Annotated in this window: 11 protein-coding genes; all 11 read right to left on the bottom strand. The window is 57.7% G+C overall.

Going from position 1 to position 25,244, the window contains the following annotated elements; all coding sequences use genetic code 11:
• Positions 1 to 33: 33 nt before the first annotated feature.
• Positions 34 to 1,059, bottom strand: coding sequence for an adenylate/guanylate cyclase domain-containing protein (locus H9Q16_RS19520; RefSeq protein WP_191077168.1), 1,026 nt, complete (start codon positions 1,057 to 1,059; stop codon positions 34 to 36).
• Positions 1,052 to 1,387, bottom strand: coding sequence for an Hpt domain-containing protein (locus H9Q16_RS19515; RefSeq protein ID WP_191077167.1), 336 nt, complete (start codon positions 1,385 to 1,387; stop codon positions 1,052 to 1,054). Before H9Q16_RS19515 ends, H9Q16_RS19520 begins: the two co-directional genes overlap by 8 nt.
• A complete protein-coding gene (locus tag H9Q16_RS19510) occupies positions 1,384 to 12,531 on the bottom strand; it encodes a GAF domain-containing protein (RefSeq protein WP_191077166.1) in 11,148 nt (3,715 codons plus the stop codon). Before H9Q16_RS19510 ends, H9Q16_RS19515 begins: the two co-directional genes overlap by 4 nt.
• 167 nt (positions 12,532 to 12,698) lie before the next feature.
• Positions 12,699 to 12,944, bottom strand: a complete 246-nt coding sequence (locus H9Q16_RS19505; RefSeq protein WP_191077165.1) for a MoaD/ThiS family protein — start codon at positions 12,942 to 12,944, stop codon at positions 12,699 to 12,701.
• Positions 12,944 to 15,208: a xanthine dehydrogenase family protein molybdopterin-binding subunit gene (locus H9Q16_RS19500; protein WP_191077164.1), complete on the bottom strand. Its 2,265-nt coding sequence runs from the start codon at positions 15,206 to 15,208 to the stop codon at positions 12,944 to 12,946. Before H9Q16_RS19500 ends, H9Q16_RS19505 begins: the two co-directional genes overlap by 1 nt.
• The gene (locus tag H9Q16_RS19495) at positions 15,205 to 15,687 is read right to left on the bottom strand and encodes a (2Fe-2S)-binding protein (protein ID WP_191077163.1); all 483 of its coding nucleotides are present in this window, start codon (positions 15,685 to 15,687) and stop codon (positions 15,205 to 15,207) included. Before H9Q16_RS19495 ends, H9Q16_RS19500 begins: the two co-directional genes overlap by 4 nt.
• Positions 15,687 to 16,547 (bottom strand): FAD binding domain-containing protein, encoded by an 861-nt coding sequence (locus H9Q16_RS19490; protein WP_191077162.1) that lies wholly within the window; start codon positions 16,545 to 16,547, stop codon positions 15,687 to 15,689. Before H9Q16_RS19490 ends, H9Q16_RS19495 begins: the two co-directional genes overlap by 1 nt.
• Positions 16,548 to 16,838: 291 nt before the next feature.
• Positions 16,839 to 18,209: a M20 family metallopeptidase gene (locus tag H9Q16_RS19485; protein ID WP_191077161.1), complete on the bottom strand. Its 1,371-nt coding sequence runs from the start codon at positions 18,207 to 18,209 to the stop codon at positions 16,839 to 16,841.
• A gap of 149 nt (positions 18,210 to 18,358) precedes the next feature.
• Complete coding sequence (locus tag H9Q16_RS19480; RefSeq protein WP_191077160.1) at positions 18,359 to 19,042, bottom strand: lysozyme family protein; 684 nt, start codon at positions 19,040 to 19,042, stop codon at positions 18,359 to 18,361.
• Positions 19,043 to 19,224: 182 nt separating this feature from the next.
• Positions 19,225 to 22,779: a TonB-dependent receptor gene (locus tag H9Q16_RS19475; protein ID WP_191077159.1), complete on the bottom strand. Its 3,555-nt coding sequence runs from the start codon at positions 22,777 to 22,779 to the stop codon at positions 19,225 to 19,227.
• Between the two features lie 90 nt (positions 22,780 to 22,869).
• On the bottom strand, positions 22,870 to 25,244 hold a 2,375-nt coding region (locus tag H9Q16_RS19470; protein ID WP_191077158.1), incomplete at its 5' end, for a DUF7507 domain-containing protein.

Here is a 25,244-nt window from a genome sequence, read left to right as displayed (position 1 = left end):
CGGCGCAAAAGCGCCACCACTGCGAACCGGATCTTACATCCCGAAAACCTGCAGCTTCTCCGAAAAACCTTTGAACTGCACCGGTGGGATCGGTGTGCACCCATCCGGATCCAACAGCCCTTCCATCGTCTCTTGATCAAAGAGTATGGGATGCCCGGCAACCTTTGTATGCGCCTCAAGCCGGGCCGCCAGATTTACTGTCTTTCCGACGCAGGTGTAGGTCGCCCGGTCATCAGTGCCGGCATATCCAGCCACAACTTTCCCCGTGGCAATCCCGAAACCCACCTTCAGTTCGGGTTCTTCCATCACAGCACGTTCTTCGTTCAACATGGCCGTCATGTTGAGCATCTCATGCGCGGCCAGAATGGCACTTTGCGCTGAGTTTTCAATCGGCTGGGGCGCCCCGAAAAGCGCCATCAACCCATCGCCAACCATCAGGCTGACGATGCCACCATGGCTGGTCACTGCCTCGAACATCAACGTGTAGTAAGTGTTCAGCAGCTCAATCGTAGCTTCCGGGGTCATGTTCTCGGAAATCGAGGTAAAGTCGCGAATATCACAAAAGAGCACTGACGCCGTGATACGGCGCCCACCTATGGCGAAACCAGAATCCTGCAGATCTCGCGCCACCTCGACAGTTGTAAAGCGCCTCAGCAGCCGCTTCTGTTCGTCGTGCAAACGCTTCTTTTCAAGGCAGGAATGCACCCGCGCCTTCAAAAGCACTTTGTTCACGGGCTTTGGAATATAGTCGTCCGCACCAAGTTCGATACACCGCACAATGTTGTCGAGCCCCTCAACCGACGACGTGACGATCACGGGGATATCGCGCAGATCAGCGTCGTTCTTGAGCGCCTCGAGAACCTCAAATCCGTCCATTTCGGGCATCTCGATATCGAGCAGCAGCAAATCATAAGCCCCGGCCCGAAGCATCTCCATTGCGATCTTGCCGTTTTCCGCAACCGCGGCCCGATGGCCCAGCAATTCCACACCCCGGGACAGCAGCAATCGGTTGACCTTGTTGTCATCCACAATCAGCAGATTTCCATTGGAGTCACTCATCCATCAAGCCCTTCAGCGCCTCAGCACTTGCGGCATACGTTGCCTCAAGTGCCGGTATCGGAGCGTCTGCATCTGGCAAGCCACCCAACTCCATGCTGCGCGCCATGGCCGCAAGCTGAACAGCCCCGAAGGTGTCAGCATTCGACTTGATCGAATGGGCCGCGCGGCGGTATCCGTCCGCGTCACCTTCTGCAGCTGCCTTTTTGAGGTCCGCAATCATGTTCGGCGCATCGTTCAGGAACGTCTCGATCAATTCCGCTGCAAAATCGCTTCCCATGGCATCCGAAAGCTCTGCACAGACCGATGGGTCAATGATCGGTTCAGTCACGATTGTTCCTTTCGGTTGGGTGGCACCTGAAGAAGCGCCTCAATCAGGCGCTCTACTCGGATTGGTTTGGCGATGTAGTCATCCATGCCCGCCTCAAGACACATTTCGCGGTCGCCCTGCATGGCGTTCGCTGTCATCGCGACGATCCGGGGGCGCACGCCGTCGGGATACGCCTTGTTGATCTGGCGCGAGGCCTCAAGCCCATCCATTTCCGGCATCTGCACATCCATGAGCACAACATCGTAAGTCTGACGCGCCACGCTTTCCAGCGCTTCGACGCCATTGCTGGCAAGATCTGTGCGATAGCCCATCTGCTCCAGCAACCGTGTGGCAAGCTTCTGGTTCACGAGGTTGTCCTCCGCCAACAAGATGCGCAGCGGGTGCCGTTGCGCCATCTCCGGATCCGTCTGAGGTTTTTTGGATCGCTCAGCAGTCGCCTTGATCGGTGTGACATTGTTCAACAGCGTCACGAGCGTATCGAACAGCTGTGACTGGCGCAGTGGTTTCGCAAGATATGCAGCAAAGAGCTCCTGCTCCGTTTCCAGATCGCGCAGGCCAAGCGAACTGAAAAGCACCAGCGGCAGCTTTGGGTGATGTTTCAGGATCCCTTTGGCAAGCGCAATGCCATCCATTTCCGGCATGTGCATGTCGAGAATTGCAAGATCATATCCGCCATCTTTCTCAACGACTTTGAGGGCCTCAACCGGGTTATCGAACGTCTCTGTACGAGTGCCCCATTTCTGGGTCTGCAAAGACAGGATCTTTAGGTTGGTGACATTGTCATCCACCACCAGCAGCCGCTTACCCTGAAGCTCAGCTTGCGCGCCAACCAGACTGCGCGACTTGGCCTCGGGAAGTTTTGCGGATTTGGCAAGGATGGTGAAATGGAAAGTCGACCCTTTGCCCGCACCGTCGCTTGTCGCCCACATCGTACCCCCCATCAGCTCTGCCAGACGCTTGGAAATGGCAAGGCCCAGGCCCGTCCCCCCATATTTGCGAGTGGTCGAACTGTCAGCCTGGCTGAAGGATTGGAAGAGACGACTCATGCCCTCTTCGGTAAGGCCAATACCGGTATCGCGAACCGAAAAGTTCAGACTGACCTGCCCTCGTTTTGCCGGTTCCGCAGTAACGGTCAAAACGACCTCACCGGTATCGGTAAATTTCACGGCATTCGACAGCAGGTTCAACAGGATTTGCCGCATACGGGTCAAATCAGCACTGATCCCCACAGGCACGCTGTCGTCATAGAAATAGGCCAGATCCAGCTGCTTTTCCGCAGCGCGCCCACCGATCAGGTCAAGCGCGCTTTCGATGCATTCGCGCAGATCAAACGGATGCGCTTCGATATCCATCTGCCCGGCTTCGATTTTTGAGAAGTCGAGGATTTCATTGATGATCCCCAGCAAGGCATCGCCGCTATCGCGGATGGTGCGTGCATAATCGTGTTGCTCTTCGTCCAGATCGGTATCCATCATCAACCCGCTCATGCCGATGACGGCATTCATGGGTGTGCGGATCTCGTGGCTCATCGTGGCAAGGAACGCGCTTTTCGCCTCATTGGCTTTTTCGGCCTCTTCGCGGGCCTCTTGTGCCTGCAAGAACAGCCTTACGTTCTCAATCGCTATAATTGCCTGATCCGCAAATGTCTTGACCATCTCTATTTCAGCGTCGCTAAAGGCTTTCTGGACCTTACGAATGAATATGATCGCACCAAACCGTTCCTCACCGCGAAAGAGGGGAAGCACCAACCCCGATTGAACACCGATGCGGTCTCGAATGGCGCGTTCGTTTTCGGGGAGATCGATCGCCGACCAGTCGGGGATATGCATCAGCTCTTTCGAGGCCAATGCCTGACTGGGGAAATTTTTCGCCGGATCAAACGGGACGAATATATCCTTCACTTCCCGCTCAAGCCCGTTCGGGGTGGCGACGGCGATCTGGTACAACCGATCATCGCGCAGCAAGGCTGTCGTTGCCAGATCACAAGACACCAGCCGTGTTGCCGCCTGTACAATGGCCTCGAACACCGGTGTGGTGTCCGTCGGGGACTGGCTGATCACCTTCAGAATATCAGCCGTGGCCGTCTGGCGCACCAACGCTGTCTGTGTTTCGTTGAAAAGCCGCACGTTTTCGATGGCGATGATTGCCTGATCACCAAAGGATTCCGCAATCGCGATCTCATCGTCGCTAAACGCCCTCTGCGCGGTCCTGATCAGTGACAACATACCAAGGCAGTCGGTCCCGCGCATCAGCGGCACGATCAAGGATGACTGGTAGCCAGACTCCTTTTGAATCTCCTTGTCCTTCTCTGGCAAGTCCGCCTTCGACCAATCCGGGATATGCTGGGTCTGCTTTGCCGCCAGAACCCGTGCAGGCAGATTATCCATCGCATCAAGCGGATGCCGGGTGGTTGAAAAATCTTTTTTGAGCCCGCCGGCATCTGCCACCGCAGCCTGCCAAAGCGAAGTGTCATCCACCCGCAACATGACGGCCCGATCACAAGACACCAGCCCGATCGCGGACGTCACGATCTCTTCAAAGACAGGTGTGACATCGGTGGGTGACTTGCTAATCACGCGCAGAATATTTGCACTTGCCGTCTGGCGCGACAACGAGGCCTGCGTTTCATTGAATAGCCGCGCGTTTTCGATGGCAATGACCGCCTGATCGCAAAAGGAATGCGCCAGTTCGATGTCTTCAGGGCTAAAGGCCCGCGCCACTTTGTTGCGCGTAAACACCAACACTCCAACACAATATCCGTCTCGCAGCATCGGCAAAAAGATCGCCGACTTCATTCCAAATTTGGGCACCGTGTCGATCTCGTGTTTTGGCAGATCTGCAGTGGAAAAGTCGGGGATGTGAACCATCTCTCCACTTGAAAAAACACGCGAGGGGTAGTTCATCGCAGGATCGATCGGGACAGGTGTGGGATCAAGGCTCAGAAGCGGGCCTTTCTCGCGCATCCTCCCAGCCTGTGGAACAAAGTGATCGCCGTCCCGCATCATGACGGTCGCAATGTCGCAATCAAGCAGTCCCAAACCAGCCTCGGCAATTGCCATGAAGACCGGTTGGGCGTCTTCCTGTGCGCCGCTAATCACCCGCAGAATATCCGCACTTGCCGTCTGACGCACCAAAGCCGTTTCTGTCTCGTGGAACAAACGCACGTTTTCGATGGCAATCACCGCTTGATCGGCAAAGGATTCAGCCAGCGCGATTTCGTCGGCTGTGAAGGCCCGCTGTGCTTTTCGGATCAAGGCCAGCCCGCCGATGGGCTGCTTGCCCTTGATCAACGGCAGCACCAACGACGAACTGAACCCGCTAACCCGTCGGTCTTCTTCTTCCCGCGTCGGGAGTTCCGCAGTTGACCAATCCGGCAGATGCACCGCCTCGCCTGTTGTGATTGCGACTGACGGCAAATTGTCACTGGGATCAACCGCGATATGTTTTGCTTCACCCTTTGACAGGACCCCATCGGCGGTTGCCAGGGCCGTTTGCCAAAGCTCGGTTCCATCCGACTGGTAAGACATAGCCAGATCACACGAAATCAGATTCACCGCCAGCCGTACAATTTCGTCAAAGACCGGCTTTGTGTCCGTGGGCGATTGGCTGATCACCCTGAGAACATCGGCACTGGCCGTCTGACGCGCAAGCGCGGTCTGTGTGTTATTGAAAAGCCGCGCGTTCTGAATAGCGATCACGGCTTGATCGGCAAAGCTTTCAAGCAGGGCGATGTCTTCGGCGGTGAACGGTTTTACCTCGCGCTTGTAAAGCGCAATGTTGCCGATGCCCGCGCCCTTGTGAATAAGTGGTATTGCAAGAAAGGTACGTATGCCCTCGTTGTCCACGGCATTGCGCCGTACTTCGTTTCCGGCGCGGTAGTTGTCAGTATCCTTGAGGTCGTGAATATGCACCGCTGCCTTGTCCAGAATACTGTCCGCGATGGACAGGCCCGGTGTCATGTCCCATTTCGTTTTGCCGACGACCAACACATCTAATTCATCACCGTAATGCGCCACCAGATCCGCCTGTGTTCGGTCCTCGTTGACGATGTTGAGGCTTGCCATTGGTGCCTCGCACAGATCTGCCGCGCGACTGAGAATGGCATCGAAAACCGGGCCCAGATCGGATTGCGTTTCGCTCACCACCCGAAGAATGTCGGCAGTGGCCGTCTGACGCACGAGCGCTGTCTGAGTTTCATTGAACAAGCGCGCGTTCTGAATTGCGATTACCGCCTGATCAGCAAAATTTTCCAGAAGCCCAATGTCTTCGGGGCTGAAGGGCTGCACTTCGCGCTTGAAAAGGACCAGATCCCCGATCCCGACGCCTTTGTGGATCAGCGGAATGGCAAGAAACGTGCGAACTCCCTCCTCGTCAACAGCCGCACGTCGCACCGGGCCACCCTTTCGGTAGGTGTCGGTATCTTTGAGATCGTGAATATGGACCGGCACACGGTCCAGGATCGCATCAGCCACGGCGACCCCCTTTTTCATCTCCCAACGGGTCTTGCCGGTCGCCCATGACGCAAGCGCGTCTCCGCGGTATGCTTCCATCACGGCATGCGTGCGCTCTTCATTGACAATGTAAAGGCTCGCCATTGGCGCATCGCACAGGTTAGCGGCTCGGCTGAGGATCGCATCAAAGACCGGGTCGAGATCCGCCTGGGATTCACTGACAACGCGCAGGATGTCGGCGCTGGCGGTCTGCCGGACCAGCGCCGTCTGAGTTTCGTCGAACAGCCTCGCGTTCTGAATAGCGATTACGGCCTGATCGGCAAAGGTTTCCAGCAGACCGATCTCCTGCTGCGAAAAGGACGCCAGTTTGCCCTTCGAATGGGGCCGCCCAAGAGTGATGATCCCCGCGACCTCACCCTTCCAGATCATCGGCGCGATCACGGTGGCCATATTGCCGTTCTTTTCGGTCATGCGCCGGATCACGGGGTCCACTTGCGCGTCGTTCAGGCCGTCGCGGTAGTAGACGGTTTTCTTGGTGCGCAGCGTCGGGCTGATCATCGTTCGTTCGGCTGGCATGGGCTTGAATTCACGGCCTTGCTGGGTGCCAAAAACGCCCCGCACCTCGCCCAGATGCGCCAGTCCGTCCGCTTCGATGGTAACAATCCCCAGATCGCTGCAAGGAATCAGCCGCTCGCAACTGTCCAAAATCTTTGTGAAGACGGGTTTGGTGTCCTCAACCGAGTTGGAGATGACTTCGAGAACTTCTGCCGTCGCGGTCTGACGCTGAAGGGTTTCGTTTGTTTCGCGAAACAGCCGCGCATTCTGGATCGCAATAACGGCTTGATCGGCAAAGCCCTGCAAGATGCCCAATTCCTTGTCGCGAAACGGCCGATCCGCGCGGGCGACGCTGATCACACCAATGGCTTCGGCTTCCCAGATCATTGGGACAAAGGCGACAGAAAAATTGGTTGCGGCCTCGGCGATCCGTTTAAGGCTGGCCGGTGCATCAGCATTGTTCAAGACATCGGCAAAGTGAACCACCTTGCACGCACGGACCGCCATGCCTGCGGGGGCATGGTCCACGTGCGCTGGAAACCCTCCGGTGACGACGTCTCCACCCTCACCAAGATAGGCCTCGACATGCAGCATCTCGTCCTCTTCGACCAGAAAAGCCATGAGTTCTTCGCCCTGAAAGAGCGTCCTGCAACTTTTCAATATCGCCTCAAAAACCGGCTGGGCATCTTCCACCGACTGGCTGATAGCGCTGAGAATATCAGCACTGGCCTTCTGCTGCTCAAGCGCCTCTTCCACCTCAGCCGTACGCGCTTCGGTCTCGCTCATCAGACGCGCATTTTCGATGGCGATGCTGGCCTGGTTGGCAAAGTTCTGCACCAGTTCGATATGAGCAGGTTCGGGCGGCTTGGTATCGGGCCAGGCCATGGAGATACCTCCCCAGACGCGGCCACCAACCTTGATCGGCACACCAAGCAAGCGCCGGAACCCGACGCGCTTTGCCAGCTCGGGTGAAAAGTATTGCTCACCATCCTGCGCATCCGCGATCTGCACGGTCGTGCCGCTTTCGATGATCTTGGTAGACACGTGGCCTGCCGGTTCGGTCACCGGATAGCTCTCCAGCAACTGATCCAGCAAATTTGGTTCACAGCCATACTGTGCGCAGAAGTGGTATCCTGCGTCGTCAAACCGGTCCATCACGCAGAAATGCGCGCCACACAGCTCCACTGACTTGTGGACAATCAAATCAAAGACGGGTTGCAGATCCGAGACGGCCTCGTTGATGACCTGTAGGATTTCCGCGCTGGCCTGTTCCCGAACAAGGGCTTCCTCAACCTCGGCGGTGCGCTGCTGCACTTCATCAAAGAGGCGCGCGTTGCTGATGGCAATCACCGCTTGGGCAGCAAATGTTTCGACCAGTTTGATCTGCCTGGCTGAAAAGGCATCCGTCTGCCCATGCGCCAATGAGATCACGCCAACCGTGATGCCATCCTTGACCAACGGCACACCAACAACCGACTGGAATTCGCCCAAGCGCGCAATGTCTCGCATTTGCTTGTTTTTGTCGCTGCTGGCGTCAGCAATATAGACCGTTTGGCCCTGCAGCGCCGTGCGCGCGGTACAGGTTGCCTGGCCCGGCTTCATCGGGTTTGCCTGTAGATGGGCCAGAAATTCATCATCCACGTTGATTGTCGTGGCGACATGGAAACAGCCATCATCCGGTTTCAGCATTGCAACATACGCGTATTGCGGATCGCAGATGCGCGCGGCAACCGTGAGTATGGCATCGAGTACCGGCATCAGTTCATTGGGTGAACGCGAGATGACATCCAATACCTCGGACGTCGCCGTCTGGTATTCCAAAGCCTCCTCGACTTCCGCCGTCCGCGCCTGCACCTCGTCGAAAAGCTGCGCATTGCCAAGCGCGATCACTGCCTGAGACGCAAAGGTTTCCAATAGCGCAATCTGTTTGGGCTCGAAGGCCCCGGGTTGGGCATGGCCCAGAGTGATAACACCGACTGCCTTGCCATCCTTGAGCAATGGCACCCCAAGGGCCGAGCGAAACTTTCCCTGCCGCGCGGTATCGGTCATTTCAAAGTCAGGATCAGCCTCGGTGTCCTCAATATATACCGTCCGTCTGAGCAGTGCTGTCCGACCGGTGCAGGTGCCGGTTTCCTCGGTGAACTTGATCTTGTTCAGCCGGTTGCGGAATTGCTTCGACATGCGATGTGTCGCCGCAACCCGGTACGTGCCGTCGTGCGGATCAAGAAGCGTGGCATAGGCTGTCTGCGGGTCGCAAATGCGCGACGCCACTTCCAGAATGACATCAAGAACCGGTTGCACTTCATTTGGAGAACGCGAAATCACGTCCAGCACATCCGTTGTCGCCGTCTGATAGGTCAGCGACTCTTCTACCTCTTCCGTACGCGCCTGCACCTCGCGGAACTGGCGAACGTTTTCGATGGCGATGACCGCCTGTGCGGCAAAGGTTTCAACAAGCGTGATCTCATCGTGCGAAAACGCCTTGGCCTCCGTACGCCACACTGCGATCACACCATAGACGTTGTCACCCTGCACAAGCGGCACTGACAAAAGGGTTTTGTACCCCACTTCATCAACCAGCTTGCGCTGGAACGGGTCACCAGACAGATACAGTGCGTCCTGCGCCAGATCGGGGATATGGATCCGGGCCGCCTCGCGAATGGATCGCGCCGTATGGGACGGATCATTTACGTCATAGCTGAATTGACCTGGCTTGATTTCATCCGAAACCTCGCCCCACATCGCGACAAAGCTGACACGCCCCTCATCCTTGTCAAAGATATGCAGTCCGCATCGCGTCGCGTTGCACAATCGCGCTGCGTTTTTGACAATCGTCTGGAACACCGGGTTCTCGTCGTCCCGACTTTGGCTGATGGCCATCAGAACATCACGACTTGCGGTCTCGCGTTCGAGCCGTTCCTGCACTTCGCGAAACTGGCTGACGTTTTCAATGGCAATCACAGCCTGCGCGGCGAAGGTTTCAACCAGCGTAACCTGATCTTCAGTATAGGGGCTTACTTCACTGCGGCCCAGCATCAGGCACCCAATGCCCTTGCCCTCCACCAACAGCGGGACAAACAGATTGCTGCGTACACTGTTGTCATCGACGATAAGGCGATACCGCTCATCGCCCTCAGCGTAATACCTAACGGCCGCCATATCTTCGACCCTGTTGATCTCACCACTGAGGATCGCGTCGCCAGCCAGCGAATTCCCCGGCTCCATCGTGTATTTGCCTTCGTCCCACAACTGGACAATTTCGGCCGGCAGATCTTGGCTTGCGACCAGCTTTTGGTAGGTGTCGCCTGCGCGCCCCAAAGCCAGCCCTGCAAAATTGGCACCGCACAGATCCTTGGCCAGCTTCACGATCAAGTCAAATACCGGCTGTTCGTCTTCGCGGCTTTGGCTGATAGAGTGCAGCACCTGCCGGGTCGCGGCCTCGCGTTGCAGGCGGTTCTGAAGCGCACGGAACTGCCGGGCACTTTCAATCGCGATGACGGCCTGTGCGGCAAAGGATTCCACAAGGCTGATGTCATTGTCGCTGAAGGCCCGCGCGACCTCAATTCGGTGCAGGACGATCACGCCGATTGGCTTGCCGTTTGACATCATCGGCACAGCAAGCGCCGTGCGCAGACCAGCCTCATCGACAAGCATTCTGCGCGTCGGATCGCCGTGCCGATACAGGTCAGATTCACGTAGGTCCTGTTCGTGAACAACCTTGCCGGTCCGTGCCGCCTCGGAATGGGCATGCCCGGAATCCAAGGACCAACTGTCTGTCTTTATCGGTGTCTCAAAAACAGTGCCGGAACGGGCCTTGAGTTCGTTGTGCGTCCCCGCCTCGTTCACCAGCATCAACGATGCACTATCTGAATCGCAAAGCTTAGTCGCACTGCTGAGGATGCGATCAAAGATTGGCTGCTCATCGTCGCGCGACTGTGAAATAGCCGACAGGATGTGCCCGGTCGCAGTTTCCCGTGCAAGCCGGGACTGCACCTCCTGAAATTGCCGCACGTTCTCGATGGCGATCACCGCCTGCGCTGAAAAGGTGCGGATAAGGTCAACGTCATCATCTGAAAACGGCGAAACCTCGCGCCGGTAAAGCACGATGACCCCGATGCCAATGTCGTTCTTGATCAATGGCACGGCCAGAACCGAACGCGCGCCTTCGATCTCGACCATCTGCACACGGCGCTGATCACGGTCTTCGGTGTAGACAGGATCGTCCGCGATGTCGTCTTGCCGGATAATCTTGCCGTCTAGGATCGGGCGCACCGCGACAAGCTCAGAGCGCGTCATCGGTTCCTTGAAGCCGTTCAGCACATCACCAAATTCAGACCGCGCGCCCCTGTTGGCGGGAATTGTCACATGGCTGCGCGCCTCATTTGCAAGGCTGAGAAACGCCAGCGGCGCGTTACAAAGTTGGCTGGCGTTCTCAAGGATGCTGTCAAAAACCGGCTGGTAATTATCCCGCGCCTGACTGATGACCGACAGGATCTCGCGGGTGGCGGTCTCCCGGTCCAGTCGTGACTGCAGTTCCCGAAACTGCCGCACATTCTCAATGGCAATGGCCGCCTGATCGGCAAAGGTTTGGATCACGGCGATATCTGCAGGTGGCAGGATATAGCCCTGCGGCCAGCTCATCGAGATGACACCCCAAACGCGCTTCCCAACGCGGATCGGCACACCCATCGCCCGACCAATGCCAAGCCGGGTCGTCATCTCGTGATCGTGGTACCAGGGGTCCGTTGCATCTTCGAGATGAAAAACTTCGCCCGAGAGGGCGACCTGGCCCGCGATGGTGTTTTCCTGCAAGGCAATCGGCGCGCGCGCATCGGCCATGTCCAGCTCGGTATCCGCGATGCCGTAGCCAGCGCGGTAAAGCGACTGATCCCCATCGATCTGCAACAGCATGCAATAACTGGCCTTGCCGATCTCTGCGGCGTTCCTGACAACGGCTTCGAATACCGGTTCCAGACGATCGGGCGTGCTGCTGATGACGCGCAGGATATCCGCCGTGGCGGTTTGGCGACCAAGGGCGTCTTGGGTTTCGGTGAACTGTCGGGTGTTCTCAATCGCTATGACCGCGTGTTTCGCAAACCCCTCAACAAGACCAATGTCGGTGTCCGTAAAAGGGCGCGGCGCCCGTCTGCTCAGCAGAATGGCCCCAACCGGCTGGCCGTTCAGTGTCATCGGTACGGAAAGGCGCGCGCGAATACCCTCCTCATCGACCATCTTGACGACAGTGGGGTCACCGTTGCGGTAAAGTTCCGTGTCCGCGTAGTCATCAATCACCACGGCGGAATTGGTCGTGATCGCAACGCAGGCAGACAGGGGCGCATCCAATGGCCACTCTGATCCTGCCTCAAAAGAGGTCTGGTGGTGACCCCGGTTCGCCATCAGACGCCCATGGGTGCCCGACGGGGTGACCAGAACAAGCGCCGCCTGATCTGCGCCGCACACGGCCGACGCCTGTTCGAGCACCACATCGAAAACCCGCATATCATCATCGCGGTTCTGGCTGATGACAGACAGGATTTCCGAGGTGGCTGCTTCGCGTTCCAGCCTCGTCTGCACTTCACGGAATTGCTGGGTATTCTCCACCGCAACAACCGCTTGCGCGGCAAACGCTTCAACAAGGGCAATCTCTCTGTCCAAGAACGGATCGACCTGCTTGCGAAAGAGCGTGATCAGACCGATCGCCGCGCCATCCTTGATCAAGGGCACGAAAAGGATGCTTCGGATGCCCGTCTCATTGACCATCGACCGCACGATGGGGCTTTCCGCCTTGTAGAGGTCGCTCTGGGCCATGTCGTCCAGTGCGATCAGCCTGCCTTCGACAATGCAGCGGGCCGCATAGGACAGCTGCGGGTCCACCTTCATCTGGCCTGTTTCGTAAAGTTTCACGGCCTTGGCCGACAGGCCCTTATGCGCCGCCAGAGTCTGGGCGGTGTCTTGCGGCGTCGCAAGGATCAACCCAGACATCGGCGCATTGCACAGCTTTTGCGCGTTCTTGAGGATCGTGTCGAAAACCGGCCCCTGATCATGCCGGGATGTGCTGATGATCTGCATGACCTCAGACACTGCCGCCAGTTGCGCCTGAAGGTCGGCATCACTCAACTTGGGTTTGGCAGTCTTCACCCGCTTTGATCCCTTGGATGTCAGCTTTGGCTCTTTCAAAACAGGAAAAACGCTTTTCTAGAAATATCAGCCTTATTAAACGGCGAACCCGGTAATTAAGCAAACCCAATCATGGTGGTTTCTACCGTGGCAAGAGCGAACGCCGAAATTGGCGACGCCCGGCACCCTCACCCCCCGGCAAGTCGCCGCATCAACATCACTTCTGCCCCCTCGGGCAGTTCCTGCGACCAGTCATTGCGGTAGATGACCCCATTCACGGCCACCGCCACCTGACCGCGAAAAGGTTCGTGCAAGCCCGGATAGCGTTCTTCCAGTTTGCGCAGCATTTCCCGGATGGTGCGCGCATCGACGCGCACCACTTCCTGATTATCCGCAAAAGGCCGCAACCCGGCCCAGAGCGTCACATCGACCATCAGCCGTCCGCAGCGTCGGTCAGTGCCGCCAGAATGCGCGGCGGGGAGATCGGGATATGCGCCATCCGCACACCCACCGCGTTTGATACGGCATTGGCGATGGCCGCCAACGGCGGCACGATGGATGTCTCGCCGACACCGCGCACGCCATATGGGTGGTTGGGGTTCGGAATTTCGAGGATCTGTGTGTCGATCATCGGCAGGTCCGAGCACACCGGGATACGATAATCGAGGAACCCGGGGTTCTGCAGACGCCCGTCCTCTCCATAGATGTATTCCTCGTTCAACGCCCAGCCGATACCCTGTGCGGCACCGCCCTGATACTGACCTTCCACATAGGACGGATGCACCGCCTTGCCCGCATCCTGAATCACCGTGTAGCGCACCACGCGGCTTGATCCGGTCTCAGGGTCCACTTCGATATCACAAATATGCGTCGCAAAGGACACGCCAGCGCCGTCCGCCACCAGTTCGCTATGCCCCGCGATCGGCCCACCGGTATTTCCTGCCTCTGCCGCCAGTTCTTTGACTGAGAGCGGCGCGCGGTTGTCGTGCTTGGCCCCTGCAGCATGGGCATGACCGTCTTCCCAATAGACATCCTCAACAGGAATATCCCACGTCAACGCCGCCCTTTCGCGCATGACCGTTATGGCATTGCGCGCCGCAGATATTGTCGCCATCGAGGTTGAGAACGTGCCCCGACTTCCGTCGGTCATATCGTTGTAGCCCAGCGTCGCGGTGTCCGCGATGACCGCCTTGATGTCCTGATACTCAATACCAAGCTCTTCGGCAGCAATCAGCGACAGTGATGCGCGCGAGCCTCCGACGTCGACTGTACCGACTGCCAGCGTCACCGTGCCGTCCGCATTGACATTGAGATCCGTGCAAGTCTGCCCGCCGAAATTGAACCAAAAGCCACAGGCCATGCCGCGCCCCTGATTTTTCCCCAAAGGCGCGCTCATGTGCGGATGCTCTTTTGCCGCGCGCAAAGTGGGACCGATACCGATGGGTCCATAGACCGGACCATAGGACGATTTTGTGCCTTCTGAGGCGGCGTTCTTGATCCGAAAATCGACGGCATCCATGTCGATCTTATGCGCCAGTTCGTCAATCGCGCTTTCGACAGCAAAAGCCGCCATCGGCGCGGAAGGCGCGCGATATGCGGTGGTCTTGGGCCGGTTCACCAGAATTTCCAGACCCACTGTCTTGACGTTCTCAAGATCGTAGCAGGCAAAAGACGTCATCGCGCCCAGTTCCGCCCACATGTCGGCATAGGGTCCGCTGGCATAACGCAGTGTGGCCTCAGCCGCGGTGATCTTGCCATCTTTGGTTGCGCCAATCCGCACGTCGATAGACGTCGCACTGGTAGGGCCAGAGGCACGAAAAACTTCCTCGCGCGACATCACCAGTTTCACCGGACGCCCCGCCTTGCGGGACAATGCCAATGCAACGGGCTCCGCCCAGACATGGGTCTTGCCGCCAAAACCGCCGCCAATCTCCGACGACGTCACCCGCAACTTTGAAACCTCGAGCCCCAGCAGATCAGCACAGTTCTGCCGGTAGACAAAATGCCCCTGTGTGCAGACCCAAAGTTCAGCAGAGCCGTCAGAGTTACAGTTCGCGACGCAGGCGTGCGGCTCAATGTAGCCCTGATGGGTCTGTTCCGTTTTGTAGCTGCGCTCGACAATAACGTCAGCGGCACCAAATCCCTTTTCGACATCGCCATGACCGAACTCCGCACGGTTGGCGATGTTCGAGGGCTTTGTCGGCGCGGGCTCAACGCCAGTGGTAAACACATCGTCCTTCACCAGCGGCGCGTCGTCCTCCATCGCGGCATCGACATCTGTCACATGTGGCAGAACCTCGTATTCGACCTCAATGAATTTCAATGCTTTCCGGGCGGCGTGCTCATCAATTGCAGCCACGGCTGCAACAGCGTGCCCGTCATACATCGCCTTCTCGCGCGCCATGCAATTGTCGAGGATCGCATAGGTCCCCGCATCGCCATTGGTCAGGTCCGGCAGATCAGCGGCAGTGATGATGGCCTTAACGCCTTTGACGGCCTCGGCGCGGTTGGTATCGATGCTTTTGATCCGGGCATGCGCATGCGGACTGCGCAGAATGCGCGCAACCAGCTGTCCCGGCATGTTGAAATCAGCGCCATAGCGCGCACGGCCCGTGACCTTGTCCACGCCATCGGGGCGCAAAGGCCGGGTGCCGACAGATTTCAGTTTCTGGTCCTGATAGGCTGCATCAAAGCTCATGCGTTTTCTCCCCTCATCTCGGCGGCGGCGTCCTGAACGGCGCGTACGATCTTGTCATATCCGGTACAACGGCACAGGTTGCCCGCCAGCCAGAAACGGATCTCGGTTTCGGTTGGATCCGGATTGACCTCCAGTAGCGCCTTGGCCGCCATCAGGAAGCCCGGCGTACAGATGCCGCACTGCAAGGCGGCGTGTTCGATGAATTTCCGCTGCAGCGGGTGCAACTCGCTGCCATTGGCCATGCCCTCGATGGTCTCGATCGTGCGCCCCTGCGCCTCGGCACCCAGCACCAGACACGAACACACCACGCGGCCGTCGACAATGGCGCTGCAGGCCCCGCAATCGCCTGTACCACACCCTTCCTTGGCCCCCATCAGGCCAAGACGGTTGCGCAACACATCCAGCAGGGTTTCATCCGGCTGGCACAGGAATTCGACATCATCATCATTGATCGTGGTTGAGACAGCTATAGAAGACATCATTTCCCTCCTGCGCGGGTATAGGCGGTTTGGGCAGCGCGGCGCGCCAGAACACCCGCCACCTGTTTTCTGAACGCGACCGTGCCGCGTTTGTCGTCAATCGGGTTGCTTGCGTCTGAGCATGCGGTGGCAAGTGCCTCCAGCGCCGCATCTTCCAGCTTGGTGCCGACAAGGGTGTCCGCCGCCTCCTGGGACAGAACAACCTTTGGTCCGACCGCCCCCAGCGCCACGCGTGCCGACGAAATCGCACCGGCATCATCCAGTGCCAAATGTACGCCCACACCCACCACAGCAATGTCCATTTCAGTGCGTGGAATAAAGCGCAGATACGCATCCCCCAGATGGGCCGCGCCTTTCGGCAGCACAACCGCTTCGATGAATTCGCCCTTTTTCAACGATGTCTTGCCCGGGCTCACCGGAACATCGAGAATATCAACCTCGCGCTGGCCTGACGGCCCCGCAATCCGCACCCGCGCGTTGGAGGCAACCAGCGCGGGCACACTGTCCGCCGCAGGTGACGCGTTACAAAGATTGCCCACAACCGTACAACGCCCCTGTATCTGGGTAGAGCCGATGAGATTGGCCGCCTCAACCACGCCCGGCCAGGCCGCAACCAGTGCAGCATTCTCAGCCAACGCGGCACAGGGAACGCCTGCCCCGATGACAAATCCATCCTCAACTTCAGTGATCTGGTCCATGCCGGCGATGGCCTTGATATCGACAATCAGGTCTGCTTCGAAATCATCGCTTTGCATGCGCACCAAGAGGTCCGTCCCGCCAGCAAGCACATAGGATTTTGCCTCGGCTCCGGCGAGCAGCGCGGTCGCGTCTTGAATGGTTTGGGGTCTTTCGTAGCGCACTTGCGTCTCCCTTTTGCAAGGTCTCTGTCGAAAATGACTTTTCGAGTCTTCGACAGCATCCGCTGAAACCGGGTCCCTTCGCAAGCCCAAACGGTTAACAGGATCGCGCTCGAGACAGGAACCCAATGCTCTGCGGTCAAAGTGGCGTTCAGCGCCAATGGCACATGATTTTTGCGCCTGTACGGCCAAGTGTATTCTGAGAAAACGGGCATCATGCCGCATAGGCGGTCAGTTCTGGTGAGGTTGAAAAGAAACCTATATCAACGCCGCCTTCACAGGATCGTCGCAACCTCAGTTCACTTCGCCCATATCCCAAAAAACCCCGGCCATGATGCCAAGGGCATCCTCGCAAACAGGTTTCAGTACATGTTCGTCCGGGGCGTGCTGGTTACACCCATTGTATGAATGCGGCAGCCAGATCGTCTGCAACCCCAAGAGATCGGTGAAGACATGGTTGGGCAAGGACCCCGCCAGATTCGGCAGCAAATCCGGTGGCTGACCGGTCGTCGCTTCAACCGACGCCAACACCCGTTTCAGCCAGCCTCCGCTCAAATCACCCCGGGTCGCAGGAAAGAATACATCATCTTCGGCGGTGATTTCGACGCGGTCAAATCCGGCCTGATCCAGGTGCGCCCGCAAATCCGCCAGAATGTTCGCAGGCTCTGTCCCCACGACAAATCGCAGCTGGCAGGTGGCGCGCGCATGTCCTGCGATGGCATTCTGTGGGGCATCAGGATCGCCAGCCCGCATGGCGAGCACTGCGAAACTATTGCCGCCATATAATCGTTCCGCCGCTGTCAGTGACGGGTCCCCCCATCCATCGTCACTGTCGGGGGGTGGCAGGTGCGCAAGCACTTCGCGCACGTCCTGGGTCAGGCTCTGAGGCTGCCAGCCAGGCACCTGCAGTGTTCCGCGTCGGTCCGCAATGCTGGCCAACGCGTGGGCGAGAATCATCGCGGGATCTGCCAGAACACCACCGAAGTTTCCCGAATGCCGGCCCCGCTCTCTCAGACGCACCACAAGATCGAAATTCAGCGCACCCCGTGCGCCCAGAAACACCGTCGGACGATCCTTGCGCAGACGCGGTCCATCCGACGCCACCAAAACATCCGCGCGCAATAAATCGCGATATCGCTCACAAAAAGCTTCCAGTCCCGGTGAGCCCCGCTCCTCTCCCATTTCAATGAGAAAAGTACTGTTAAAACCAAGTTGCCCGCGTGTCGCCAGCACCGCCTCAAGTGCCAACAAGTTGATCAGGTGCTGCCCCTTGTTGTCCGCCGTTCCGCGGCCATAAAGATGATCCCCTTCGGCTTTCAGAACAAATGGATCACGCCCGCCGCCCCAGTCCGCCGCCTGCCCATGAACAACATCCCCGTGGCCGTAGCTGAGAATGGTCGGCATGTCGTCGGCTTCAATTCTCCGCGCTACCAGCACCGGCGCGCCAGCTTCCGTCGAGAGCACACTGCAGTCAAATCCAATCCTGCCCAAACGAGGGATCAACCCCGCTTCCAGATAGTCTCGCATCTCGGAACCCCGATCATCGCGCTGGCTTTCTGTTGGGTAGCTGACGAGGTCCGCCAGGTCCTTTTGGAAGCGGCCCGAAATCAGAAAATCCCGCGCCGTGGAAACAGCCTGCGCGCGCGTGCCAGAGCTCTGAGGCATCGGCGTCATCCTTCTTTTCTTCCGGCTTAGCGGCAATGCGGGTCACAAATCAACCAAGGCCACTGTCAGGCAACAGGGCCAATCACCGCCGCAGAACGACGCGGGTCAATGCCCCAATGACCGGTACTTGCAAGCGCGACGCCACCTATTCAGGAAAAGATCCGCTGCATCTGTTCGGCGTAGAATTTTCTTGAAATGGTCGCCCTGTTTCCCGCGATCCCGCGATACGCGGACTGCCCGTTTCGCAGCGGCAGTCCCGCCCATACCCAGGCAAGCTTGTCCATGAACTTGGACATGGTCATGCGTCCTGCCAGGAATTCGGAATATCCCGCATCCTTAAGCAGCATCACAGCCAGTTGGTCCTGCATACGCGGCCCGAAAGAGGCCTGCGGCGGTGCATCCACCCGGTTGACCAGCATCGCAAGCGTTGATGGAATGAACTGATAGCGGCCGATTGCGTGCTGCTGTCCCGGCGTCGCCTTGATCCAGTGAAACACTTCGCCCAATGACATCTCAGTCGGGCGCTTGCGAGGCCGACGGCTGGCCGACATATGAACGGCGTTATACTGTAGCTTGCCCGCTTCGGCAAAGCCGATGAGCGAAAGCACCTGAGCCGTCCGCCCTCCACTGGAAGACAGAGACCACGAAGAATATGGTTGCCGAACAGCGCCAGGGGACTGACGCTCGAAAGGATCGCGGAAAATCCAGTCATCCACACCAAAGCTGCGCCAACGCGCGCGGTTGGAAAGTGAATATTCCCCGGTATTGGCGGTTGCTGCCGTCCCGTAAAATGCGAGCGTCGACAACATGGCAGTGCGGCGTGAAAAACGCATGATGACCCCCCAAGGGCTTCGAATCGTTACATTCCGCTAAGATACCACAATCTAACGATAATCTCTGAAAAAGTGGTTTGGGGAGCCCACAAGATATTGGGCACCCGCGTAACGGATGCCCAACATAATGACTGTTTCCAAATTAGGAAAAATTGTTGACGGGGCCCCGGAAGGCCCCGTGCTTAGAACTTCGCGATGACGTTGATGAAGAAACCTTCTTTGCGGCCTTCAATCCGACGAAGATCATCGTCCACATCACCGAACTGATAGCCTACGCCAACCTTCGCGTTGTTCCCGATGTGGCGCCATGCGCCCAACAGGGCTCCGGTCTCAGTCACATCGGTTTCCTTGAACTTCATCACGCGCGCTTCGGCGATGATGTCCCAGTTGTGAACCACGTGATAGTCCAACCGCAGGATGCCCAGATGGGCCGTGTTGCTGTTGAAGTTGCCCGAGCCACGGACCGTCTCAACCTCGGCTTTACGGTAACCGTACTTTGCACCCAGCGTGAACTGGCGGTTCAGATCGTAGCTGACGTCAGCGTTCAGGATGTGGCTCTTTTGACGCGGACCATTCAGATCGCCTTCAAGGTTAACCTGATCCGTACCGGGCAGGTCTTCCAAGTAGGTGTAGCTGAACAGCGCGTTGAAGCGATCATTGTCGACCGGGCGATAGGCGAAACCAACCTTACCTTCGATATAGCGCCCGTCGCGGAACGATGTCTGATCTGAGTCAGAGATGATTGCATCGATGTTCGCCAGCAGGCGGAATTCGTCGGTCGCCTGATATCGCAGATAACCACTGGCACCCCAGGTCTTGCGGTTCTGCGCGGGGAAGAGATCGTTCTTCTCGCGCTGGTACTGAACCGTCAGACCACCACGCAACCGATCACCATTGGTGTAATGGGCACCAAAGCTCAGGCCGGTCCGCTCCAGATTGCCGCCAACAGGATCGTCGCGCTCACCATAGATGATGCCACCATCCAGAACCCAAAGGTTGTTGGGGGTGTAGGTCACACCGTAGGTCGAGGCCAGCGAAGGCCGATCACCCTGCAGGTCATAGGTGTTTTCTGCCCGGACCCGCACCTGATCATTGATCTGAGAGCTTGCCCCGACAACCCATGTGCCGCCGTCACTGCCTGTAAAGGCCGTGTTCGACAACCGACGCTCTGGATCAAGGCGATACCCAAGGTAGTACTGGGTTGAGGCGTCCTTAGCGTAGGTCACGGCCGCATAGCCGCCGGTGCCCAGATTACCGTCAGAGATTTCGCCTTCAAGCGTCAGCTTGTCCGACACACGTTTGCGTGCACCAACACCAATACGGTCGCGATCTTCCAGCGTCCCATCAGAGTCGAGCGTGGCTTCACCGAAGACCCAGACTTTGAAGTCCTCGTTCGGCTCATAAGTCACGCGAACCGCTGCATCCGTCCGGCTGCCGTTCAGGCCCGGAAGAGCAAGAGGATCGGTCCGGTCCGTGTGCAACAGCACCAGTTCCGTGGTCCATTCAGGATTGATCCGATACGCCAGGCTCACCCGGGTATCATCACGTTCCTTACCAGTGTCATCATCAAAGTGATCATGCTCGAACGTCACGCTGGCGCGCTCGTTGATCTCGACATTTGCCGCGACACCGTAGGCGGTCTGCGTATTTGCAATCTCGTAATCAGCAGAGACAAAACCGGCCTCCTTATAGTCGTAGTACGCCGAGAGGCTGCCAATCATGCGGCCATCTGTCAGCTCTGCCAGATCTGCCCGCGCATCCAGGGAATACGCCAATGCCTTGGTACCGACCGCGCCCACACTGGTGACCGTGTCAAAGTCAAATCCGCCATTGAAGGAAGAGTTGAACCCAAAGCCGGGGCCTTCGCTTTCGGCCACTTCAAGATTGAGATACGTCAGATCGCTTTTACGCAGCAGCAGGTCAGCGCCGTAAAGCTTGTTGTCAGCGATCCCGGTGCTTTCATTCTGGGCAGAGAAACCAACGCGGACGTTGTCATTCAGCCAGGCTTCGGCACGCAAACCGTAAGATTCGCCATCCACGTTCTCGAGTGTAGGTACATATTCATACTGCACCACAAGACGGGTCTCGTACCGGCCAAGCGTGTTGTCATTCAGCAGTGAATCACCCGCGAATGGGCTCAGCGGACGGGCCAACGTAACCACACCCTGGAAGTGATTAAGCCGGTAATCACGTCCCTCAACAAGCGCTTCCTGACGCACGATGCGGTTCGTGATCGGATCGACATACTGGATATAGACCGTCGATGTTCCGCTCAGCAGACCCTGACGCCGCAGGAAATAGTTGGTGCCGCCGGTCGCCTCGAAGACGTCGCGCTCGACCAGACGGTCAGGCGATGCAACATATCCTGAGAAGCGGAAACGCGGCCGTCCTTCAGCGGTCAGATTCTGATCCGTTTGATAGACAACCTGCGCACCAAACAACGTACGATCGCTGCGCACCAGCGTCAGACGTTCTTCGGCCAGCTTGAAATCACCGATAAGCAGATGCGATCCGTTGCGCTCTGCTTTCAGGAAGATCTTGCCAGAGGTTGGCGCCTCTTCGACAAACGTGGAATCGTCGCCGAAAGTCAGGAACACATCTTCGTCGCGAATGGAGCGCACAAGGTTGAGCGGCTCGCGGGCACCCAGATCACGGAAGATGAGGTCAAGATCATCCTCGCCGGTGTCCACGGCAGCGGTCAGTTTCCAGCCACTGGCGGTACGGCCCTTGGCAAAGCCCGCGACACGACCGATTTCATATGTTTCGCCATCCTCACGACCAATGGTCACATCCACTGTCGCCAGATAGAACCAGTCGTCGTTGGGAACTTCGACAGAGCGTTCGATGACCTTTTGGCCAATGCCAACGCGAACGGTCTGCTCGCCAACAGGCAAGATGCGCTGCACAACAAAGGCACCGTTCTGGTCAACCACCACCCGCTCACCCATCACGGTGACATCGCCACCCGGGGTCAGACCATCAGAAAAGACTGTAATCGATCCGCCGCTGACCGGAATGGACCGGCGACGCGTCATGTCTTCTGTTTCGCCTGCGGCAATAACAGGGCCGTCCAGCTCCGGTCCGGGCAGGATCCGGGTGCTGCGGGCAAGCGACAGGCTTTGCGTTTCGTCATAACGACCGCGCGCATCATAGACGCGGGCCGAATAGACCATGTCCGTCACACCGTCGCCTGGCATCGTCCAGTTCACAGAGCCGTTTGGCGCAACCGGAACAACGGCGATGATCCGGGCAGGATTTCTTGCCTCTGCAATCCGGATTTCGGCGCGATTGATATAGGCGGGATAGTTTGTCGCAACACGGAAATTGACCGAATCGCCAGCGCGATACGTTGTCCTCAAATCAGACGTGGAAACCGCGAGCGTCTGATCCAGCGTCAGGCCGTCCATCCGGACCTGCACGTTGGCGTCTGTCAGCAACCGGTCGACGCGGCGCCGTTCGTTGATCCGCGTTGCATTGCCTTCAAGCAACACCGGAGCAGCGCCAGGTTCGACCGCATCGATGGAGATCGAGAAACCCTCATCCCCCAGGCCGCCGGAAAACTCTTCCAGTTCAGTGTTTTCGCCGGCAGGCATCGCAACGACGGTGCCTGCGTTCGGCTGTTTACATTGCTCAGGCAGCACACCGTCTATTAGCGTACAGTCTGTGTTGATCGACTGGCCCGTGGTCATGTTTGGCATCGCCAAAGCCAGTGCCAGGGTTAGTTTGAGAACTCGCATTACATCCCGCCCACTCTAATTTCTACCTATTGGGGAAAGACACATTTTGTTGTTCTAGCGCTGCCCCAGTCTAAATATGGGCTATGATAATTAACCCCTCGGCCTTTGTAACGTTTTTTCTACCATGAGCTTGTATTTCCCTTGCGTGCGCCAAATTTGCCGCAGTGCTGCTTCGATCTTGCGCATCCGCACCCGTGCCGTCCGGTGTTCCTCACCCTTCAACAGATAGCTGATGCGTACTGTGGCAGGCTTATTGTGGAACTGGGTCACAGCGCGCCCAAGGGCTGCCACGAAGGCCGCTTTGGGTTCATTGCTACCAGGTACAAAGGCGTTGTCCGCGACATCAATCCGAACCAGACGCGAGATCGTCGCACCGAAGTTCATCTTGGTGACCTTACCAGCCGTCAGACGCACAACCCGTGGGTTTTCAGTCGTCATACGGTAACCGGCAGGCAGCGAACGGGTGTCGATCTTCATGGTGAAGTTTGACCCGATGTCACGCGGCAGATCGGCACAGGCAACGTGGAAGCGCCCGAATTGATCCGTCGTATAGACTTCGCCCTTCACGGTGTAGATACGAACGCCAGGGATGCCAGGCTCACCTTTCGGTGCGACGCGTGCGGGCGGTGCCAATTTGCCACCTTTTCCGCCTTTGCCACCCAGATAGATGTTGTCGTTGGCAACAAGCCCGACAGGCACACCATCACCGACAGCTTCGTCCTGATAGCCGTTCTGGTTCACATCATCAAAGACCTTGCCGATGACCGTACCACAATCAAAGACCGGCTCGGCTCTCAGAATGACAGAGGCAGATGCCGTCTCCACGTCCCCCTCAGAGTCGACAACGTCGGCAAAGTTGGTGTGGATACCGGGCTGAACGCCGCCTGTGATAAAGCTGGACAGTTGCAGCACAGCGGTGTCACCGGGTTGAATGGTGATCACAGGGAACCTAACAACGTTGTTCTCCACGGTCACAACAGCAGCTGCACCATTAATTGTGGCACTGTCTTCCTGATACAGGAACCCTGCCGGCAAACGGTCACTGATGTTCGCGGCCTGCGCTTCCACAGCACCATTGTTGGTGACTTCGATTGTCCATGGCACCACATCACCCTGCAACACGTTTTCACGCGGTGTCGTCTTGGTGATTGTCAGGTCGATCGATTCTTCCGGGCTCTCAACCTGCGTCTCGACCTGTGTGACCGCGTCGTCAGACGCTGCATCCACCTGCGTTGCATCGAAGGTCGCGATGTTGGTGATCTCACCGGGACGGAAGTCGTCCGTGATCTGCAACATCTCGTCGGTGACAGCGATGGACGCTTCATATGTCCATGTCTCTCCCACATCGAGGTTGCCATCGTCGTTGTCGTCCCCTGCGGTCAGCGTCGGTCCCGATGCCAGCGGCACGGGGAAGGTCTGCGTCCCTTCAAGGTTCGACTGCGTGGTCACGTCTTCCAAAGACGTCCCGGTCAGGGTCACGTTCCCGGTGTTAACAACCGTGATCGTGTAGTTGACTGAATCCGCTTCCGGACCAACGCTATCCTTGTCCGCCACCTTTGTGATGGAGAATTCAGGATTGCTCAGCACTTCTGTCTCGGTCGAGTCGGTTACCGGCTCAGGTGTCTCATCAGTCGTTGCTGTGACAGTGTTCTCGATGATACCACCGGCATCAATCGCCGCCTGATCAACGTCCAGTGTCGCTGCATAGATCCAGATTTCCCCCACGTCCAACTCGCCGTCGTCATCCGTATCACCAGACACAAAGGCTTCGTTGTCTGTCAGCGGGTCATCAATGACCGGATTGGTCACTGTACCACTACCAGTGTTGGTCAGCGTGATCTCGTAAGTGATCGTACCGGGTGCAGAGATTTCGGCCGAATCCGAGGTCTTTGCGACCGCAATCGAGTAAAGCGGCGGTGTCACTGTGACGGTCGGATCATCATCACCCTCATCCTCTAGGGCATTCGGATCGTCAGACAGATCCTCAACCGGTTCACCGGTCGGATCTGTGCCACTGGCAAGCGCCTGGTTCACCACTTGACCTTCGTCGATATCCGCCTGAGTGACCGAATAAGTTGCCGTAAACGTCGTCGCGTCAGAGGCGCCAGGCACCAGCGTGATAGGTCCACCAGAGACCGTCACCAGCGGGTCTGTGATCGTGATATCGCTCACGGTCACGTTGCCAGTATTGGTCACAACGAAGCCATAGCTGATGGTCTCATCCACCTGGGCAAAGCCGTCGCCGTTCTCGTCGTTGAACGCGCCGGTTTTCTCAAGAACGATTGACGGTGCGGTTGAGATCGTCGTGATCGCCTCGGCTTCCTGCACGGTCGCCTCGTCAAAGGCGATGCTTGCGGTGTTCACCACGTTGTTGCCGTTGTCGACCACAGGCTGCGTCACATTGAACGTCGCCGTGTAGGTCCAGACCTCGTCCACATCCAGCACACCTGCCGTGCCGCCGTCCC

This window comes from Sulfitobacter aestuariivivens, from assembly GCF_014763045.1.
Taxonomy (GTDB): Bacteria; Pseudomonadota; Alphaproteobacteria; order Rhodobacterales; family Rhodobacteraceae; genus Sulfitobacter; species Sulfitobacter aestuariivivens.
The sequence above is the reverse complement of the archived record's forward strand: the minus strand, read 5'-3'. Positions and strand labels throughout refer to the sequence as shown.

Coding starts and splice junctions, on each gene's coding strand:
- H9Q16_RS19520 (WP_191077168.1), bottom strand. CDS start 1,059: ATGAGTGACTCCAATGGAAATCTGCTGATTGTGGATGACAACAAGGTC.
- H9Q16_RS19505 (WP_191077165.1), bottom strand. CDS start 12,944: ATGGTCGATGTGACGCTCTGGGCCGGGTTGCGGCCTTTTGCGGATAAT.
- H9Q16_RS19500 (WP_191077164.1), bottom strand. CDS start 15,208: ATGAGCTTTGATGCAGCCTATCAGGACCAGAAACTGAAATCTGTCGGC.
- H9Q16_RS19495 (WP_191077163.1), bottom strand. CDS start 15,687: ATGTCTTCTATAGCTGTCTCAACCACGATCAATGATGATGATGTCGAA.
- H9Q16_RS19485 (WP_191077161.1), bottom strand. CDS start 18,209: ATGCCTCAGAGCTCTGGCACGCGCGCGCAGGCTGTTTCCACGGCGCGG.
- H9Q16_RS19480 (WP_191077160.1), bottom strand. CDS start 19,042: ATGCGTTTTTCACGCCGCACTGCCATGTTGTCGACGCTCGCATTTTAC.
- H9Q16_RS19475 (WP_191077159.1), bottom strand. CDS start 22,779: ATGCGAGTTCTCAAACTAACCCTGGCACTGGCTTTGGCGATGCCAAAC.